Raw genomic sequence first — 19,249 nt, forward strand, 5'->3', positions numbered from 1 at the left:
CTGTGATACGTCCGTCGTCGACGACGACCGTCCCACGCTCGTAGAGCCGGTTGCGTTCGTCGACAGTCAAGACGAGTGCATCGTGGATGACCAGGTCAACGGACACTGTTAGTCACCTCCGAAGTGGGTTTGCTGGGACATAGTGTGGCTGTCGCTACTGCCGAGATACAGTAGTCTGACAGGTGTACCGATACGGGCTGTCGCCTCTCGTCGACGCGGTGTGACGGGATTCGGTCAATGGTCATGGCTGTCGGCCCCACCCCCTTCAGAAACGTGTGGGTGTTGGTCTGAGAACTCTGTCGGGTGCTCGTCGAAGGACTGCTTGCAGCGCTCCGAACAGAAGTAGTACGTCTCCCCGTCGTGGGTAATACTCGGCCCGCTATTGTCGGTTCGCATCCCACAGACGGGGTCACGATACTGACCGGGGGCACCGAGTCCTCGACGGTAGACGTAGAGCAGGAACCCCGAGAGGGCAAACGCGATGACGTTGAGGTAGAACGTGTAGTTGAACTCAAAGTATGTCTGTTCTGTCGCAGTCTGTCCGCCCGCGAGGTCTGGGACGATACCGAGCACGTCGAACAGTTCTTCCATGAGAAAGCCCGTGAAAGCCATCGTCACGAAGAAGACGCCGAGGATGTACAGCATCACCTTCCAGCCGTAGTACTTTCGGTAGACGTTCAGGACGGGAATCGTGATGAGGTCCGCGTAGACGAACGCAATGACGCCGGCAAAGCTGATACCCCCGCCCCATAGGGCGACGGCGAATGGGACGTTACCCATGCTTCCGACGAAGCTGATGACGGCGATAGCGACGCCCATGATTGCGTTCTCGGCGCTAACGAGTACACCCTCGCCCTGGAGGAACAGCGTGTTCCACACTGATTGTGGAACGAACACGATGACGAACCCTGAGACGAGAAAGCCGGCTACGACGTCCTTCCATATCATCGACCACTCCTTGCGGTACTGATTGCCGATCTTGTACCAGCCGCCCCACGACAAGAGTTCATCGCGCCACCCGCCGCTGCTGGCGGCTTCCTGCTCGTAGGTCTCCATACAGCCTTCCGAGCAGAACTTCAGCGTCTCGCCCCCATCGGTCACCAGCGAGTACTCGTCTTTGCCTTCCATCCCGCAGGTCGGGTCCTCGGTAATACCGTGGTCGTGGTCACGGTCGTTGAGCGTCTGTCTGACTTCGTCGAAGAGATTCTCCGGGAGGGTCAAATGGACAAGGACCGCCATCACCGCGATGAGAATGACACCACCGAGCAGTTCCGCGACGAGGAACTCCCAGCCAAGCAGGATGAGAATCATCAGCCCCAGCTCGACGATGAGATTCGTCGAGGCGAACATGAAGGCGAGGACGTTCACCACGTGTGCCCCCTTCTTGAACAGCCCTTTCCCGATAGCAATCGCACCGAAGCTACACCCGCTGCTTGCAGCGCCAAACAACGTCGCTTTCGTGACGCCACCCACAGTCTCCTCGCCCAGTACTCGAGCCATCCGTTCCTTCGAGACGTAGACCTGCACGAGACTCGTGATGACGAGGCCCATGATGATGGCCCACGCCGCTGTCCAAAGGAAGCCGAACCCGATCCGTAAGGATTCGAAAATCCCGTCGACGATGGCAGTTTGCATATCTAATACATCGCGGGGCTGATTTTTTGCCGTTGTTCTTAACAAACCAAGCTCGGAGCGGGGCGATTCCGAATATCCGAAACCGAGACTGAATTTTAGTCGTCAGTCCAGTCGACACTACGGTTTAGTCACAGCAGCGAAGATAGAACCGAAAACTCCGGATGCATTCGGTCTATCGGAACCAGCCCAGCAGTTCGTAGTCGTGGTCGGGGGTGTACCGGCGGAACAGCAGGCTGTTCGAGAGCACCGACACGCTGGAGAAGGCCATCGCGCCGGCGGCGAGGACGGGCTGGAGCAGGCCGAGCGAGGCCAGCGGAATCATCGCCGTGTTGTAGCCCAGCGCCCACACGAGGTTCTGCTTGATCTTCACGAGCGTCGCATCCGAGATGCGGATTGCCTTCACGACATCCAACGGATCGTCACGCATCAGCGTAACGTCCGCCGCTTCGATGGCGACGTCCGTCCCGCTGCCGATAGCCGTGCCAACGTACGCGACCGCGAGTGCCGGAGCGTCGTTGACGCCGTCACCGACCATCATTGCTTTGCGTCCATCGTTTTGAATCGCCTCGACAGCATTGGACTTGTCTTCGGGGAGGACTTCGGCACGGACGTTCTCGGGGTCGATGCCGACCTGTTCGGCGACAGCACGGGCGGTGCGCTCGTTGTCGCCGGTGATCATCATCACGTCGACTCTACGCTCCTGCAGTTGGCTCACGGCGTCCTTCGCACTCTCTTTGACCGTGTCGGCATCGGCGACCACGCCGACGAGTTTGCCCTCGTATGCGACTAGCATCGCCGTTTTGCCCTCGTTTTCGAGGCGCTCCATCGTGTCCTCGGCCGGCGAAGGGTCGATTCCGTTGTCACGGAGGAGTTTTCGATTACCGACCAGCACCTCGCTGTTGCTCACGGTCGCTATGATACCGTGTCCAGGGACGTTCTCGAAGTCGTCGGGGTCAGTCACATCGATACCGCGATCTTCGGCCCCATCGACAATCGCACGGGCGAGCGGGTGTTCGCTCCCGCTCTCAGCCGTGGCTGCGAGTCGCAACACGTCATCCTCGCTGAGTTGATCGTGCGTGGTTAGCTGGCCACCGTCTACGGCAGGATCGCCACCATCGGCGACGGGCTGGCCCTCGCCATCAAAGACCACCACATCGGTCAGTTCCATCTGGCCTTCGGTGAGCGTTCCAGTCTTGTCGAAGACGACGGTGTCGACGTCCTTCGCGCGTTCAAGGATGTCGCCACCTTTGAACAGGACGCCGTGCTGTGCACCGATGGTCGTCCCGACCATGGTGGCCGCGGGCGTCGCCAGCCCCAGCGCACATGGACAGGCGATCAGTACGGACGAGGCGAACACGATTATCGCAAACTCGAAGATTGAGACACCGCCAGCGGCGACGGGACCACCCGCGACGAGACCCCATAGCGGCAGCGCATCAACGAAGCCCGCAAGGACCTCGGGGAACAGGTACCAGACGATTCCCCAGAGAACTGCGTTCGCGATGACTGCAGGCACGAAGTACGCAGAGATGCGGTCGGCAAGATTCTGAATGTCCGGCTGGCGCGACTGCGCCTCCTTGACAGTCTGGACGATCTGCTGGAGGGCGGTGTCCTTTCCGACCTTCGTCGCTTCCACGACGAGCACGCCGTTTTCGTTGATCGTCGAGCCGACCACCTCGTCTCCTTCGCCTTTCTCGACGGGGACGGACTCACCAGTCACCATCGACTCGTCGACGGCACTTTGCCCATCGACAACGACTCCGTCAGTCGGAATCTGCTCGCCGGGGCGGACCTTCATCCGATCACCAACCTCGACATCTTCGAGCGGAATTTCCTCCTCGTTTCCGTCCTCATCAACGACAGTGGCGGTGTCAGCCTCCATTTCCAGCAACTTGCGGAGTGCCTCGCCGGCCTGTCCCTTCGAGCGGGCTTCGAGGTAGTTTCCAAGCGTGATGAAGACGAGAATGAACGCCGCGGTGTCGAAGTACAGTCCGCCGGCGATTACCTCAAGCAGAACCGCCACGGAGTAGACGTACGCGGTCGTCGAGCCCAGCGCAATCAGGACGTCCATATTGGCACGGCCGTTCTTGACGAGCGCTTTGTAGGAGTTCTCGTAGAACGGCTTGCCGAGCACTAGTTGGACGGGCGTCGCCAGGACAAACGCTATCCAACCGGATGGAACGCCAAAGAGCTCGTCGCCCACGAGTCCGAGCCCCAGCAGATGGTCTGCCATGAACACCAGCAAGGGAAGGGATAGTCCAGCGCCGAACAGCGTCAGTCGGAGTTGCCGACGGATTTCTTCTTGTCGAGCAGCCTCTCGTGCATCACCGTCAGAACCGTCATTAGTGTCACCACCTTCACGTACGGGTGAGTAGCCAGCCTCCTGGATAGCATCGTATAGATCCGAGCGGCTCGCTTCGGCCGGGTTATACGTGACCTGTGCCTCGTCAGTCGCGAAGTTGACATCGGCCGCAACGACACCCGGCGTCTGCCCAAGTGCATCTTCTACTGTCTCCGAACAGTTGGCACACGTCATATCGGTGATACCGATCGTCACCGAATCCGTAATTGGCGTGTACCCGGCCTCTTCTATAGCATCGAAGACTTGGTCGAGCGATACCTCGTCGGGATCGTATTCGACGCTCCCCTCGTCGGTCGCGAAGTTGATGTTCGCGTCCGAGACGCCGTCAACCGAGGTGACTGCATCGGTGATTGTCTGTGCGCAGTTCGCACAACTCATCCCCTGGATGTCGACGTGGCTTTTTCGCTTACTCATCACTCATACATACACCCTCTATATTCAATCGGTTTTTGCCTTTGTCTATTCAGCAAATCGCCACCTGGACTTTTGATTGTAAATCTACCCGTCGAGCAGCGTCGTCTCAATCAGCTCCCTGCTGAAGCTGTTCGTACTTCTCGGTAAACCGGGCTTCACACGACTGACAACAGAACTGATACAACTCCCCGTCGATTCGAACGGCAGTCCCCTCGCTGTCGACCGTATTCTCACACTGGGCGCAGGTGAGCGCGAACTCTGCCCCGCCAAGGTCTGGGGACCAATCAGCCGCCGCAAGAAGCGTCACCTCGACATCAGCGATTGCATCTTGGGCCACGGTATCAGCGAGCCAGCTCGAAACGTCGTTGTCAGGTACCCGAGCGTACACTATCAGTTCACCGTCGGCCGAGGTGAACACGTGTTCCACTGCCCCATCATCAAGCAAGGTACTCCGAAGCGCGGAAACGTCTGGACCCTCCCGAGCTACATCGAGAGTGAGTAACACTGGGATGCCCTTCTGAAGCTGTGAGCGGTCGATATCGAGCGTAAAACGATTGATTACGCCCATGTCCTGCATCTTTGCTACCCGGTCCGAAACGGCGGGTGCTGAGAGTCCGACGACATCTGCGATGTCACTGTAGGCCCGACGTGCGTTCGATTGCAGCAACTGAAGGATTTCGAGGTCAGTTTCGTCAAGTTCGCGCATACGCCGAGTACGGCAATGAGTGACTAAAGCTCTCCGACAATATTGGATTTGATTCCAAAGTCAGGTGGGTTTCTTATCCCTCATATCGAAGGGGAAACCAGAATAAAAGATGGGTGCGTAGAGAGTAGTGTATGGCCACCACTATCACCGTCGAAGGGATGACCTGCGGACACTGTGAACAGACAGTCGAAGAAGCGGTAGAGGAAGTCTCCGGAGTCACAGGTGCCGCCGCCGATCGAGACGCCGAACAGGTCACTGTCGAGGGGGACACTGACGTATCGAGTCTCGTGGAGGCCGTCGAAGATGCGGGATACACCGCGCAGGTCTGAACCGGCAACGTACTGACAATCATCCTGTCGTTCTCATTCGAGTCCTCCCGCCGGCCGTACGCGATAGTGTCGGCGTGTAGCTAGTACAATGGGTAACATTACCAATAAACAACACATGACCAACCACTCAGACCACGACCCGCCGGACGAACAGCCGCCAGACCGCCCCGCTACTCCGCAATCAGACGACGCTTGCGCCTGTTGCCGCATCTGTGAACTCGAATCTGCCAGCGATGGAACTGATAAACCCGGTAACGAGCACCAACACAACCATCCACAACAAGGCGGTCCCGGAACCCGTACCGATTCCAGCGTCGAACAGGAACTGCTCGAACACGAAGCCGAACGGGCCGACGAAGCCGAACGGGAGTTACACGACCGAGCAGAACACGGCGAGCACGCAGGTCACGACGAAGACGGTGACCACGCGGATCACGACGGTCACGGTGGGATGCACGCCGGTCACGAACAGATGTTCCGCCGTCGGTTCTTCGTCTCGACATTGCTGTCGATACCCGTCCTCCTCTACAGCCCGTTCATTCAGGGGGCGCTCGGATTCTCTTCGCCGACTTTTCCCGGGAGCACCTGGATAACGCCTGTCTTCGCGGTGGTCGTATTCGCTTACGGTGGCGTTCCGTTCCTCAAGATGGCGGTTCCCGAGCTGAAAGACCGATCACCGGGGATGATGACGCTCATCTCGATGGCGATCGTCGTCGCATTTCTCTATTCCGTCGCCAGCCTATTCATTCCCGGTACGACGCCGTTCTTCTGGGAATTGGTCACGCTGATAGACATCATGCTGCTCGGTCACTGGATCGAAATGCGGTCGGTGCGAGCCGCCTCCGGTGCGCTCGACGAACTGGCCAAACTCATGCCCGATACTGCCGAGCGAGTCACCGAGAGTGGCGAGACCGAGGAGGTACACGTCTCGGAACTTCAGGACGGAGACGTACTACTCGTCCGACCTGGAGCGAGTGTGCCAGCCGACGGCGAAGTCGTCGAGGGGGCCTCTTCGGTCGACGAGTCGATGATTACGGGGGAATCGCGACCCGTGGACAAAGAGGAAGGTTCTGATGTCGTCGCTGGGACGGTCAACCAAGACGGGAGCCTCCGTGTCCGCGTGACGAAAACGGGCGACGATACCACACTCGCCGGCATCATGCGGCTCGTCGAGGATGCCCAGCAGTCGAAGTCAAAGACACAGCTGCTCGCCGACCGGGCGTCCGGTTGGCTGTTCTACGCCGCTTTGGGTGTGGCGGCTATCACGGGTGTGGCATGGGTCATTGCGGTGGGGCTGAACATCGCCGTACTGGAACGCGTCGTCACGGTGCTCGTCATCGCCTGTCCACATGCACTCGGTCTGGCCGTCCCGCTCGTCGTCGCAATCAACACGTCAACGGCCGCCCGAAACGGGATACTCATCCGCGACCGCATCGCCATGGAGGAAGCCCGGAACCTGGACACGGTGATGTTCGATAAGACCGGGACGCTCACCAAGGGTGAGCAAGGTGTCGTCGGGGTCGAAACAGCTGATAGCTGGACCGAAGAAGAAGCGTTCGAGGTCGCTGCTGGCGTGGAAGGCGACTCTGAGCACATGATTGCCCGTGCCATTCGGACTGCCGCCGAAGAACGTGGCGTCAAGCGAGCGAGCGTCTCGAACTTCGAGAATCTCCGTGGTCTCGGGGTCAAAGCAACCGTAGAAGGCAAGCTAGTCCATCTTGGCGGTCCCAACCTAATCGAGAAGCTCGGCATCGACAGACCATCGTCGATGGCTTCCTTTGCCGATGAGGCCGGCTCAAACGCCCAGACAGTTATCTACCTCATCCAAGACGAATCCGAGGTCGTCGCTGCGTTCGCGCTGGCGGACGTCATCCGGGAGGAAAGCAGACAGACTATCGACGCGCTGCACACGATGGACATCGAGGTGGCGATGTTGACCGGTGACTCCGAAGACGTCGCGAAGGCCGTCTCCGAAGAACTCGGTATCGACCAGTACTTCGCTGAAGTGCTCCCCGAGGAGAAAGACACGAAAGTCGAACAACTCCAATCCGAGGGAAAACTGGTGGCAATGGTCGGCGATGGCGTCAACGATGCGCCGGCGCTGACCAGGGCAGACGTCGGGATCGCCATCGGGTCCGGTACCGACGTAGCAATCGAGTCGGGTGACATCATCCTCGTCGAGAACAACCCCCGCGACGTCGTTCGACTCATCAAACTCTCGAAGGCCAGCTACCGGAAGATGCAGGAGAACCTCGTGTGGGCGACCGGTTACAACGTATTCGCATTACCTCTCGCAGCCGGCGTCCTCGCACCGATAGGTATTCTCCTGTCGCCAGCCATCGGCGCGGTGTTCATGTCGCTGTCGACGGTCATCGTCGCTATCAATGCCCGCAGACTCCGCGGAGTCGATCTCTCGTGATTGACGCGTTTCGCCAGTGGGCCTTCGACCGTCGCGACCACACGCACAGCCAGCGCGTCTACGACTGGTGGAGCCGACACGACCGGGTGTACGCCGCCTTCGTCGCGGCCTTTCTTCTTGGCCGCACGGGCGAATTTCGCGACCGGACGGTCGCCGCCCTCTCGCTGGACCCCGGTGATACCGTCCTCGATGTTGGATGTGGGCCCGGTCCAAACTTTGAGCGTCTTGCCGACGTCGTTGGGCCAACTGGAACTATCGTGGGCGTCGACGCCAGCCCCGGCATGGTCAAGCGGGCGAAGGAACGCGGTGAACAGTTGGACTGTGAAGTCGAAGTACTTCGAGCCGACGCTAGGAGACTGCCACTGGCGAATGACCGCTTCGATGGGGTGTGCGCGACACTCTCCTTGAGCGCGATGGGCGATATCGAGGCAGTCGTAGCGGGAATATCCGACGTTTTGCTGCCCGGGGGACGCATCGCAGTTCTCGACGCTCGGTCGTTCCAGACTGCACCGCTTCGCTGGCTCAACCCGCTCATCGAAGGCATCTCTGCATATATTACTAACTGGTATCCAGAGGCCCCAATCGTCCAGTCAGTCGAAGATATGTTCGCGGAGGTCTCCATCGAGACATTTCACGGGGAGACGGTCTATGTAGTGACAGCGAAGAAGGGTGGATGACACGGACTGCCTGCTGAAATACTCGTCAGTTGTCCCGTCAGAACACTCCTAGAATGAATCCGATTCCCATGACACTGAGAACGACAGCGGAAAATGCCGGTAGATACGGCGTGAATCGGTCGACCTTCTCCTCGTAATTCTGATAGCCAGCAATCAACAGCATCGTCAATCCGACGATACCGACGATGACGGTAATCGCATAGACACTCATGAGTTCCAAGCAGTGGTTCGAGCCGGCACAGAGTGCGATTATCTCGAACTCCTCTTCGTGAGCAAAGCCGAGGACAAACGCGAACCAAGCGATGCCGAACAGTCCCCGGTCTGTGGCGCTGTCAAGGTCATCGTGCTCGTGGGAGTGGCCACCGACGAATGGAATGACGGCTTTTAGACGTGTGAGTAATCCCTCGTCATTGTGCTCATGGGTGTGGGGATCGCCGTGGTCGTGATGATGGTCGTTGTCGTGCCTATGCTCGTGCTCGGGACCAGATTGGCCGTGTGAATGGCCGTGTCGGTACTCACGAATCCCGAGGGCGATAAGCAAGATACCGGCGACGAGACTGACTGGACCACCAATTTGTACACCAGCCAGTATCGTCAGCGGCTCGTTTACCTGTGTGAGATTGAAGTAATCTTTCGCGTAGAAGAACACCGCGACCATCGCGATGCTGCTGATGAGATGTCCGATACCGAGGATGAAACTCGCAGCAAAGCCATAGATCCACTTGTTCGTCTGGTCAAGTGCGTACGATGCTGCGACCGGCCAGCCGTGCCCCGGTTCAATTCCATGAATCGCACCGAGTACAATAGCGCCGACCAGTAGCCCGGCCGCCTCGTTGTGTAACATCCCTCTGTCGCAGGCTTGGCTGAGACCGCGGATAACGGTTGTTAATACCGAAATCGGGGATCCATCATACTGAGAACTCTTCAACGGGGACGCCGTGAGGACGACTATGCGGACCAGTTTCAATATCCCGGACGAGATCGTCGCGGAGTTCGACCAAGTCTGGCAGGAAGAGGGTCTCGACAATCGTTCGCGGGCAGTGAGAGAAGCCATGCAGGAGTACATCGAGGCACATTCTCAGCTCGAAGCGGTAACCGGCGAAGTCGTTGCACTCATCGGGTTCGATTATCGCCACCACGACGTGATACAGGAGTTGCATGGGATCCAACATGAGTATCAAGACGTGATTCTCAACACCGGTCACACCCATCAGGGAGAGTGGTGTCTGGAATCGCTGTTCTGTCGCGGGGATGTCGACCGTGTCCGTGAGCTGACGTACCGACTCCGGGATTTCGATGGTGTCCAGCGAGTGAAGATAATGGTCATCCGAGACGAGGAAACCTGACTCCGTCAGGAGTCGAGTGAATGGTTCGCCGAAATATACGCTTGAAATCAATCGAATGACAGGGGAATGTGAGTCAGCGCCCCCGCGGTCATATCATGGATATCAGTTATCGGGTGAGCGTGCAAATCATGTGGTATGATGTCTATTGTTCGCTCAACGAACGACGCATTACGTATTTCGGCTCTTCGGACGCTATCTCCCGAATTGAAGACGGTCGTCGCAATAGGTGCCTACGGGGCATGGACGGCAATCACGTGGCTGTTAGAAGGGCGAATCCAAACGTTACTCCGTCCAGACGCAGTGGCGGATAGGCTCCTGTACACGAGCGTGGCTAACGTTCTTGTCGGCACCGTCCTCTCATTGGTTCTGGTCCGGGAGTTCGTCGCAGCCGGGTTCACTACCCGCGAGCAACTCGGATTGCGGTCACTCCGTCGGACGGTTAGCGCAGTTATTTTTGGCGGACTTCTCGGCATCGGTCTCTACATGTTTCAACAGCCGCCGACCGCCGATCCAATCGTGGTGCTAAACGTTTTCGCGCAGGTACTACCGGTTTCGATTGCCGAGCTTGTCGTGTGCTGGGCCCTCGTCGGTGGCAGCGTAGCCGCCCTGTTACGTCATCGTCGTCTGAATCCAACACTCGCAGACGGAATTGCACTCGTTATCTCTGCGGTGCTCTTCGGTGTGTACCACTTCGCACACAGCCCACCGTTCAACACGGCCGAGATGGTCGGAAGTCTCACAGTCGTAGGGATTGGAACGGGGCTCATCTACTTCGTTGGCGGAGCGTTCTACGGCGCGCTCGTGTTCCACAACTGCATGGCGCTGTTCGGTATTATTTCCTCTCTCGCAGTGAGCGGACAGCTCAACACATACCAGGAGCCACGCGTGGCTCTCATAGCGACGGCGATAGTCTCATTTGTCCTTCTAGTCGCCGTCGAACGCCTGTTTGTCAGGCCGCCGCTGTCAAGCGACTCGGGGAATTCGAGAGGATGAGCGCGTTTTGTGTCTCTTCACGGGTCAAGTGTTCCTGGATGTGCTAAACACACCCACGATTCCGCAGCTATCTCAGTCTGCGTATTTTCGTAGAACATCTGGTGGTCGATCCAGATACCCGTTAAAGCGACTGATTCACCGGCCAGAGAATGAGAAGCATCTCTGAAAATTGCGATAAAGCAGCTCTGATATTTTAGCTACTGCTGATGGCGACATATCTCATCACGAACGATTTTTCGAATTTGGCGTTCTGGAATACTTGTTTCAGTGGAGATGTCTGGCTCTTCAAGTGGTTCAAGATCTTGTGCGGCGGCTTGGAGCCGCTCATCTTTAGCTTCGGCGTAGAAATAGAGGCTGCGACGGTTGTCGTAGAGCGCCCGCAACGTTGACTCGGCAACAGGTGTTCCGTCAGCTGCTTCAGTGTAGGTGTAGCCTTGCCCAACGCGTTCAAGCGCACGTCGAATAGTCAGGAACTCGTCAGCGTTGACCTGGAGATAGCCGTCTTCGACATCGAACCCAGCTGGCGGCCGCCCCGTCCATCGGCCGGCCTCTTTCGCAGCGTCAATACCTGATTGAATCCGGCGGAGCTTCTGTTTGTGCTCAACCCGGGCGAGGTCACCCATCACACCGGCGATAAGCTGACTCACCGCTCTGTCGACGAGGTCATCCTCAAGGCTGATTTCGAGTCCGACTTCTAAATCTTGGATACCCGTTTCGTGGCTGAGACAGAATTCGAGGAAGTCGTGGATTTCGCCGGCGCCGAGTCGAGAAAGACGTGAGAGTTCGTGGACAACGACGACGTCTAGGGCCCCCGTCTTCGATATCTACACGGAGTCGCTGGTACTCTTCACCACGCTCAGTTTCAGTCCCGCTGATGATATCTGCGTAGGTGTGGATCTCTGGCTCGTCGTACGTGTTTTTAACAAATTCTCGAAGTTCGTCAAGCTGTCGTTGTGGGTCCTGATCTGTCGTTGAGACACGGGCGTAGATGCCGATATCGGGCATACTTTTTGTGGCCTCAACCGAGCGTGTAAGTTATCCACCATTTGTCGACCTCAGTAACCGTCACGGGGCAGCAGCACCGATATTATCACTCGAATCAGCAAACGGGATATCGATTTCGAGCCCATCGTAGGTCAACAATGGTTTTTTTGCCTGCCCGGAGCCCCCTCCTTCGAACTCAATCACACCGATTGATTCGAGTTCAGTGAGATTCCGATGGACCTGTTTGTAGTCTCGGTCGACAAGTTCAGCGGCCTCGCGAATACTTTCGGGGCCGTGATCTGAAATTGACTCTAACAGTTCCAGATTCTTTGGACTGAGGAGTCGACTAAGTGCGGAGTACGATTCGAAGTTTAATACCGGTTGGGCGTCCTCAAGATCCTGACCTTCCTGTGCAGCCTTGATGCGGCTGCGGGTACGACGATCGAGACGGTCGCGTTCACCGACGGTGACTTTGAGCGTTGGCATGTTGTGTTCCTCCTGGAGGCGTCCTACGGTTACCAATTCCATGAGACCGGCGACAGTTCTTCGGCTTCTTGCTTGAACCGGTCGTACAGCGTGAGCATCCCGGGGAACTCGATATATTCGGTATCGGTCTGGGTGTGGCGCTCGTGTCCTTTCTGTCGTTCGTGAGCGTTGTCGTATCGAATGATGGTCTCGCCACCAACTTCGCCGAGGTGCAGGCTGTAGTCCCAACCACAGGGGTACTTCTCATCGTCAGTCTGTCGGATGGTCACTGCAACAACGTAGCCGTCTTCGACATCGCGCCAGTCTTCGATTGTCGTATAGGACGCCATCCGCTAGCCTATGTTATTACCTCCATAGACATAAACCTATGGAGGAGACCACATAGAAGAGTCCGAAGGTCCTGATCGAGAGTTTCTGCGGTGACAGCTGAATTGATAAGCTGGCCGGGTTTTGACTGACCCGTACAAAGCACTACCTTTGCAGCATCCATATTGGGATAACACTCATGCGTAGCACATTGTTGATGTAGAGCTATCATGTCATTTTGTCGCAGACTCTGCCAACTGGAAACCAGTTTACTGAATAGTCTACCCGTTAGTCCCTATCTTCTCTTATTGATAGAGAACTCAATCAACAATCTCCTACGCAAGAGCGTTGGGATAAAATACTACAGCCCTTGGATGGACCCGAACAGGCCGGTCCCAATGCCGCCGAAATAGCGGAGTGGATGGAGAACGATTTTGGGCGAGCAGTGGCCGAGGGGATAGCAAACGCTGACGACAAGGACGAGTCCGACGACGAGCACGAGATAGTAGAGGTAGAGATACTCCATCACCAGCGGGATGAGATTGTGTGGACGATAGACACGGACGGAAATCTCGACACGGAGAGCGAAGCGCTCAGAAACGTGGCGCAGGAGTATCTTGAGGAGGGCATTCCCGTGCTCGTGCCTACGACCTACGAGAACAAAGACGGTGAAACGGTTCACGCGGATGACGAGGTGATGGTTGAATCGGGAAGTACGGGATTCGTTCGGGCCTTCGTTGACGAACTCCCGGGTCCGTTCGACTGTGGCTCTGTGGCGCTCGCTGACCTGTCTGTCCGGTCGCGGTCAGTAGTGTCCGGAATGTCGATGCGAACAGGACTACCCTAAGCAATTCATGTACCGATTTCCTCGGTCAGGATTGCTTGAATGTCGCGAAAAACATAATGTGTCGTCTCGACATCCTGCCCCCCTGTAATCGTCACCTTCCCGTTGGAAAACAACATTATGGTACAGTTCACATCATCTGGGCGGTAAATTAGCGCGGGGAACTGTTCTGGCTCATATTCCGTACACTCCAACCCGAGCGCTACCGCCGCCGCAGCAAGGTTCACATCCGACCCCAGCTCTGCTGTAGCGACGAGATACTTCACTACAATCGATTCCGAAATGATTTTTTGGTCAATATCGACCCCAACGCCGTTAAGCACTTTTGACAGCCACTCGACGGTATCTAGCACCTCCTGCCACGATTCTGCCCCGGCAATCGTGTAAGACCCCGAACGAAACACCATTGCGACCGGTGTTCCGGGACTCTTCGACAAGTACAGGCGTCCCGGCTGAACGGTCTTTACAACCTCAAGGTCGGCCGCCAACATCTTAACATCAATCTCACCAGCACCGAGTGTTCCAGAGGCCACGATGTTGACAATCTGCAGGTCTCGGTATTCGCTTCCTTCTGTACCGACTGGCGTTGGCATGTATTCAGAGAGAATGACCCAATATACAAAAGCCACGCTGAGTCTCAGTAATTCACGTTGCAGGGCGGAGCTTCGGTAGGGACAAACCACCTATTTTTTTACAATGCACTATAGATTCGGACTATGTCAGGGACTCCGAAGGAACAGAAATTCCACAGTCTTCTCTACTCGGCTCTTTATCGGTATGTAGAAAATAACGACACGAAGTTTTCAGAGGTGAGTATTGAGAAGGACGTTGAGGGCAGACGAGCAGATATCCACCTTGATAGTAATCTCACTGGCAGTCTTGTTATAGAAGTTAAACGAGATGATATTTCGCCATACGACAAAGACGTAATTAAGCAAGCCCGCGATTACACCCGCGACATCGGAGCCGACTTCTTCGCCACATGTAACAGCAACGACTTCTACCTGTTCAATTATAATGGAGAAATCGAACTCAATGACGTTCCGTACAACTACGCAAATCTCCGCCCAATCAATCTCTCTGACCCGGATCTCGATGGGTTCGTCCCACAGTTGCTAGCTGGGGTAGACAACCTTTATCAAAGTGGGACACTTCCCGAACAGGAAAAGAAAGAACAAGTTGTCGGGCTTCTCCGTACGTTCCACTCCACGATATGGCCCGCATACAAAGAACTCGCACAGCAAAAGTACAAATCCAATGAGAAATTCATCAATCTGTTCGACAAATGGGTTCGGGAAAACGATTTTACCGGTCTCTCAACAGATGAGCAGTTGGAAACAGCGGCGAAGCAGTACGCGTACCTGCTGACCAATAAGATCCTCTTCTACGAGGTCGTTCGAGAGCAAACGCCTGAACCAATCGAACCGACGGATGGAAACAAACTCCAATCACTTGTCGGTGAGTCGAGTATCGATTTCCTCGATGAGCACATCCGCCGTCGGTTCGAAGAGATAATCGAGAAGATCGATTACAAACCAATCTTTCGGAACAGCGACCTCTTCGAGCAATTCCCGAACAATAAAAAGACCCTTCAGAACATCCAGTCGCTCGCAGAAAACATTGAGCAACGGGAAATCTCCGGCATCGACGAAGATCTCCTCGGTGACGTGTTTGAAGAGCTTATCCCCGAGAGCGAACGGAAGAAACTCGGGCAGTACTACACACCGCCAACGATCGCTGAAGCGGTATCAAAATGGGTGCTTGACGCCCCAGCTGAACACGATCTCCCAGACATCCTCGATCCAGCGTCTGGCAGTGGGACGTTCCCTGTCGAAGTGTACACCGAGCTTAAGAACAACTACCCAGCCGCGTCACATCAAGAGATCCTCGACTCGATCACCGCAATCGATATCAACAAATTCCCCCTGCACCTCACCGCGCTCAACCTGGCCAGTCAAAACATCGAAGAAGAAATCGACACCCTGCACGCGTACCACGCATCGTTCTTCGATATCGAGCCGGATAGAACGATGCTGACATCTGCGCGGTTAGACGATCAAAACACCGGAGAAGTCGGGTATTTCGATGGAGTCGTCGGGAATCCCCCGTACATTCGAAACCGTGACATCCCAGACAAAGACGCGTTCAGAGCACACCTCTCACGGTTCGGACCGGAGAACGCATCACCGTACTTGGACGGGGCGAAGAAACTCAGTAAACGCAGCGACGCGTATGTCTACTTCGTCACGCATGCGACACAGTTCCTACGAGATGGTGGGCGGCTGGGGTACGTGATCCCACCGAAGTGGATGACTGTACAGTATGGCTTGGACTTCCAACAGTTCCTCTTCGATCATTACCGCATTCATGCCGTAGTCGCGTTCGCAGAACGAGCATTCGAAGACGCGTTTGTTGACACGTGCCTGCTGCTCGTAGAACGGTGTGAAAATGAAGAGATACGACGAGAGACAACCACCCACTTCATTCGCGTCCAGGATGAGATGGAGCCAGTAGACTTGTACGACACCGTCACGTACGGTATGACTCTTGAGCAAGAGCCGATAGATGTGTTAAAACGCCCGAACTACCGTATTGTTGGGGTCCGGCAAGCGTATCTTGAAGAGACAGGGCCGAAAAAGATGGATTACTACTTGAACGCGCCACTACAGTTAATCAACCTCATTGAGCGAGATGATTTTGTCCCTCTCAGCACGTTCGCCAATGTGTCTCGTGGCCCCAGCACGGGAGCTGTGAACTTCTTCATCCTGGATAAAGAAGAAGCGCACCGACGTGGGATCGACGAGCGATTTTTGAGCCCAGTCGTGAAGAGCATCAAGGACATGGAGTCGGAAGTACTCACGGCGGATCAAATTACCAAGTACATGCTTGACGTGAATGACTACGTTGAGCGAGTGAAAACACAGACGAGGGAGTTCGGTGAGGACACAGAACTGGAAGACGATGTAAAGAATGCATTGAAGCGTGATGGTTACACCAATCTCCTACAGTACATCACTGAAGGAGAAAACGCAGGTGTGCATGAAGGTGGGACGACCGGTTCACGGAAGGTGTGGTTCAACGCTGGAGACATTATGACGCCGGAGTTGTTCCATCCACGGTTTTTCAAATGGCGACTATTTACTGTCGTGAACCGTGCTGGAGCGGTGACAACAGACGCCGTACAGTGTGTTCAGGTCAAGCCAAAGTACGACTCAAAGGTGCTGACTGGAGTGATGAATTCGAGTCTCTACGCTGCAGCAGTTGAGTGTTGGGGGAGGATTGAAGGAAACGGTGTGCTGCAACTAAACACGTATGAGGTAGCAGGCATTCCTGTGCCTGATATTCGAGAGTTCTCTGAGGAATCGTGTGATGCGATTCGAGAGGCAACTGATGCCTTGCTGGAGGGAGAATCTGATGCGAAACAACGGCTGAATCAAGCGGTACTTGATGCGGTCGGTGTTGAGGATATGTCAGTCGAAAAGTTGGAAGACATACGGCAGGTTATGACGAATCAACGACTTGAAGGGGAGTTCGAGTCGGAGGTGATGCTGCAGAATCTTGACGCTGCGACAGAATGGTCGGCTGATTACTTCGGTGACGAAAATATAGCTGGAGAAAGCACGTTAGACGACTTCTCGTAACCCTTCTCTCTCCAGTGTACGTTCTCACGCACACGCATGGTTCACGCGACGGGTGCGGTTCTGTAGCCTTCACTCAATGAGTGATTGGATGCGTGTGATCACAGGTTCAATATCGTCGAGACTGCGCAGGCCTTGGATCGAAAACTTCCCCGTTGAGAACAACAAAACGGTGACTGATAACTCCTCAATCCGTACAATCACTGCTGCGAACTGTTCCGGTTCGTACTCAACATCAAGCCCTTGTTGGCTAATCTCGACGCTGAGGCGCTCTAAGTCAAGTTGCGTGCCGAGATCGCCACTGACAGCGATGTTGGCAATATCCGGTCCGCTGACCAGCGTTATTTCATGATCGATATCTGTCACGCGGTCGATAATGGTCTCAACGTATCCCTCAGCTTCTTTTGTTGATGTACAACCGTACACCAGAATCCGCTTTTCGCTCCAGTCGCGGCCGTTCACCATCACTCGCACATTCGAGCCTTCTGGGACAAATTTGAATCCTGATTCGTTGCGCTCAAACCCATCGAGCATCTCCAACTTCGTCGGGTCCATACGGACGATGGCTTTGTGCATCATCGAGTGGGGCGTATACTCAACGCCATCTTCGGTGAAATGGGTCTTGGCCTCACTCTCAGAACTTGTCACAATAATATCTCATTCTGCGCATAGTCACCTGAGTCTTGCGAATCGCTATGAGCAATATGATGAAAATCAATAGTCCCTATGTGAAAATATTGGTCGTGATTATCGCCGTAATCGGGACTGCATTCTTGACATTTCGAAGCCTTTCCGGAAATCCTGGAAACGACGGTTTACCGCAAGCAGAATCGAGTGACAACGGCGGAGTTGGCGTCAAGAACGAACTGTAGCATCTCAGATTCCGGAAACTACCCAGCCACCATTATATACCGCGCTAGAAAACCAGTCTACTGATCAAACATGATTCGTGATGCTCGTGTGCTTCGGGCGGGGTTCATACCGAAGGAAATTGAGCATCGCGACGCTGAGTTGAACCACCTCTCCAGCGTTCTGGAGCCGATTACGAACGGGGAACCCGCCGACACCGCCATTGTCACAGGCCCCAGCGGCGCCGGGAAGACGTGCATCTCGAAGTTTGTTACTGAGAGACTCCGTGAAGAGGTACTGGACATCGAGACAACCTACGTCAACTGCTGGCGCAACTACACCCGATTCCGCACGCTGTATCAGATTCTTGACGACCTCGGCCAGACCATCGATATCCACCGGCAGTCGACACCGCATGATGAACTTGTCGACCGGATTCAGCAGTACGACGGGCCGCGAACGGTTATCATCCTCGACGAGGTCGACCAGCTGGAAGATCCGGGCATCCTCTACGATCTTCACAGTTTGGAGCAGTTCGCGCTGGTCTGTATCGCTAACAAAGAGGAGGAGCTGTTCAGCCGTGTCGACGACCGGCTCGTAAGCCGACTCCGCTCCAGCGAACACGTCCGGATGGACAAGTACCACGACGAGCAGCTGTACGACATCCTGAGTGCCCGTGCGAAATGGGGTCTCGACGAGGACGTCATCACCGACGACCAACTCTATCGCATCGCCGATGCGGCCGCCGGCGACGCCCGTCTCGCGATAGGGATTCTCCGTACCGCCGCTAGCAAGGCTGACAGAGAAGATGAAGAGCGAATCACAGACGAAATGCTGTTGGACGCTGCGGATGACGCCCGGGCACAAATCAGGCAGACGAGCCTCGATTCGCTCACACCACACCAACAATCCGTCTACGAAATCGTTCACGAGGATGGTCCGCTCGGACCAGGAGCTATTCACGAACGCTATTGCGACGCCGTCGACGACCCGCGAACGAAACGAACGATTCGGACATACCTCTCGAAGATGGTCCAGTACAACCTTCTAGAAGCCGAAGGGACAAGCCGAGACCGGCAGTATTCCGTAGTCACCGAGCCAGTCAGTTCGCCGGTTAACTGAGTCCCACGCAGCGATTCGACACTACAGTTGCTCTGTTAACCAACATTCGGACTGCGTTGGCTCGTTTTGTTGGTTAAACTGTTGCAGACGATTCCGGAGAGTTTCGCGGAAGCGGGCTAGACACTCAAAATCCCGGGCA

At 55.7% G+C, this 19,249-nt stretch carries 17 protein-coding genes and 1 pseudogene; 8 read left to right on the forward strand and 10 right to left on the reverse strand.

Annotated elements, in window-relative coordinates:
• Window positions 1-234: 234 nt before the first annotated feature.
• From EGD98_RS17315 to EGD98_RS17325, 3 genes are all read right to left on the reverse strand, one after another.
• Complete coding sequence (locus EGD98_RS17315) at window positions 235-1,635, reverse strand: permease (RefSeq protein WP_220589661.1); 1,401 nt, start codon at window positions 1,633-1,635, stop codon at window positions 235-237.
• A gap of 172 nt (window positions 1,636-1,807) precedes the next feature.
• Window positions 1,808-4,411: a heavy metal translocating P-type ATPase gene (locus tag EGD98_RS17320; protein ID WP_220589662.1), complete on the reverse strand. Its 2,604-nt coding sequence runs from the start codon at window positions 4,409-4,411 to the stop codon at window positions 1,808-1,810.
• A gap of 106 nt (window positions 4,412-4,517) precedes the next feature.
• Window positions 4,518-5,117, reverse strand: a complete 600-nt coding sequence (locus EGD98_RS17325) for an AsnC family transcriptional regulator (protein ID WP_220589663.1) — start codon at window positions 5,115-5,117, stop codon at window positions 4,518-4,520.
• Between the two features lie 131 nt (window positions 5,118-5,248).
• Here EGD98_RS17325 and EGD98_RS17330 point away from each other — a divergent pair, with 131 nt between their 5' ends.
• The 3 genes from EGD98_RS17330 to EGD98_RS17340 all read left to right on the forward strand — a co-directional run bounded on the left by EGD98_RS17330 (window position 5,249) and on the right by EGD98_RS17340 (window position 8,542).
• Window positions 5,249-5,446 carry a heavy-metal-associated domain-containing protein gene (locus tag EGD98_RS17330; RefSeq protein ID WP_220589664.1) on the forward strand — a complete coding sequence of 66 codons (198 nt, stop codon included), beginning with the start codon at window positions 5,249-5,251 and terminating at the stop codon, window positions 5,444-5,446.
• 472 nt (window positions 5,447-5,918) lie between these two features.
• A complete protein-coding gene (locus tag EGD98_RS17335) occupies window positions 5,919-7,865 on the forward strand; it encodes a copper-translocating P-type ATPase (protein ID WP_413229590.1) in 1,947 nt (648 codons plus the stop codon).
• Window positions 7,862-8,542 carry a class I SAM-dependent methyltransferase gene (locus EGD98_RS17340; protein ID WP_220589665.1) on the forward strand — a complete coding sequence of 227 codons (681 nt, stop codon included), beginning with the start codon at window positions 7,862-7,864 and terminating at the stop codon, window positions 8,540-8,542. The genes EGD98_RS17335 and EGD98_RS17340 overlap by 4 nt, the downstream gene beginning before the upstream one ends.
• 37 nt (window positions 8,543-8,579) lie before the next feature.
• On the opposite strand, the gene EGD98_RS17345 is transcribed toward EGD98_RS17340, so the two are convergent.
• A complete protein-coding gene (locus EGD98_RS17345; protein WP_220589666.1) occupies window positions 8,580-9,386 on the reverse strand; it encodes a HoxN/HupN/NixA family nickel/cobalt transporter in 807 nt (268 codons plus the stop codon).
• Window positions 9,387-9,492: 106 nt separating this feature from the next.
• Here EGD98_RS17345 and EGD98_RS17350 point away from each other — a divergent pair, with 106 nt between their 5' ends.
• Window positions 9,493-9,888, forward strand: a complete 396-nt coding sequence (locus EGD98_RS17350) for a CopG family ribbon-helix-helix protein (protein WP_220589667.1) — start codon at window positions 9,493-9,495, stop codon at window positions 9,886-9,888.
• Between the two features lie 135 nt (window positions 9,889-10,023).
• Window positions 10,024-10,881 carry a CPBP family glutamic-type intramembrane protease gene (locus EGD98_RS17355; protein WP_220589668.1) on the forward strand — a complete coding sequence of 286 codons (858 nt, stop codon included), beginning with the start codon at window positions 10,024-10,026 and terminating at the stop codon, window positions 10,879-10,881.
• Between the two features lie 197 nt (window positions 10,882-11,078).
• Here the strand turns inward: EGD98_RS17355 and EGD98_RS17360 are convergent, their stop codons facing one another.
• The 4 genes and pseudogenes from EGD98_RS17360 to EGD98_RS17370 all read right to left on the reverse strand — a co-directional run bounded on the left by EGD98_RS17360 (window position 11,079) and on the right by EGD98_RS17370 (window position 12,680).
• Window positions 11,079-11,705, reverse strand: a complete 627-nt coding sequence (locus EGD98_RS17360; protein ID WP_328763298.1) for a recombinase family protein — start codon at window positions 11,703-11,705, stop codon at window positions 11,079-11,081.
• Window positions 11,706-11,754: 49 nt separating this feature from the next.
• Window positions 11,755-11,886: pseudogene (locus EGD98_RS21200) on the reverse strand (recombinase family protein); the annotation flags it as partial.
• 60 nt (window positions 11,887-11,946) lie between these two features.
• Window positions 11,947-12,351: an HVO_A0114 family putative DNA-binding protein gene (locus EGD98_RS17365; protein WP_220589669.1), complete on the reverse strand. Its 405-nt coding sequence runs from the start codon at window positions 12,349-12,351 to the stop codon at window positions 11,947-11,949.
• Window positions 12,352-12,380: 29 nt separating this feature from the next.
• On the reverse strand, window positions 12,381-12,680 hold the full coding sequence (locus EGD98_RS17370; protein ID WP_220589670.1) for a toxin-antitoxin system TumE family protein: 300 nt from the start codon (window positions 12,678-12,680) through the stop codon (window positions 12,381-12,383).
• Between the two features lie 422 nt (window positions 12,681-13,102).
• Here EGD98_RS17370 and EGD98_RS17375 point away from each other — a divergent pair, with 422 nt between their 5' ends.
• Window positions 13,103-13,504 carry a hypothetical protein gene (locus tag EGD98_RS17375; RefSeq protein ID WP_328763249.1) on the forward strand — a complete coding sequence of 134 codons (402 nt, stop codon included), beginning with the start codon at window positions 13,103-13,105 and terminating at the stop codon, window positions 13,502-13,504.
• Between the two features lie 5 nt (window positions 13,505-13,509).
• Here EGD98_RS17375 and EGD98_RS17380 read toward each other — a convergent pair whose 3' ends face one another.
• Entirely contained in the window at window positions 13,510-14,094 is a 585-nt protein-coding gene (locus tag EGD98_RS17380) for a TATA-box-binding protein (RefSeq protein WP_220589672.1), read from the reverse strand.
• Between the two features lie 123 nt (window positions 14,095-14,217).
• Between EGD98_RS17380 and EGD98_RS17385 the strand changes: the two genes are divergently transcribed.
• Window positions 14,218-17,142 carry an N-6 DNA methylase gene (locus EGD98_RS17385; protein ID WP_220589673.1) on the forward strand — a complete coding sequence of 975 codons (2,925 nt, stop codon included), beginning with the start codon at window positions 14,218-14,220 and terminating at the stop codon, window positions 17,140-17,142.
• A gap of 69 nt (window positions 17,143-17,211) precedes the next feature.
• Here the strand turns inward: EGD98_RS17385 and EGD98_RS17390 are convergent, their stop codons facing one another.
• Window positions 17,212-17,787 (reverse strand): TBP family protein, encoded by a 576-nt coding sequence (locus EGD98_RS17390; RefSeq protein ID WP_220589674.1) that lies wholly within the window; start codon window positions 17,785-17,787, stop codon window positions 17,212-17,214.
• A 294-nt stretch (window positions 17,788-18,081) separates the two neighbouring features.
• On the opposite strand from EGD98_RS17390, the gene EGD98_RS17395 reads away from it, so the two are divergent.
• Window positions 18,082-19,110, forward strand: a complete 1,029-nt coding sequence (locus EGD98_RS17395; protein ID WP_220589675.1) for a Cdc6/Cdc18 family protein — start codon at window positions 18,082-18,084, stop codon at window positions 19,108-19,110.
• The last annotated feature ends 139 nt before the right edge of the window (window positions 19,111-19,249 follow it).

Origin of the sequence: Haloarcula salinisoli, assembly GCF_019599405.1 — an archaeon.
GTDB classification, from domain to species: Archaea; Halobacteriota; Halobacteria; order Halobacteriales; family Haloarculaceae; genus Haloarcula; species Haloarcula salinisoli.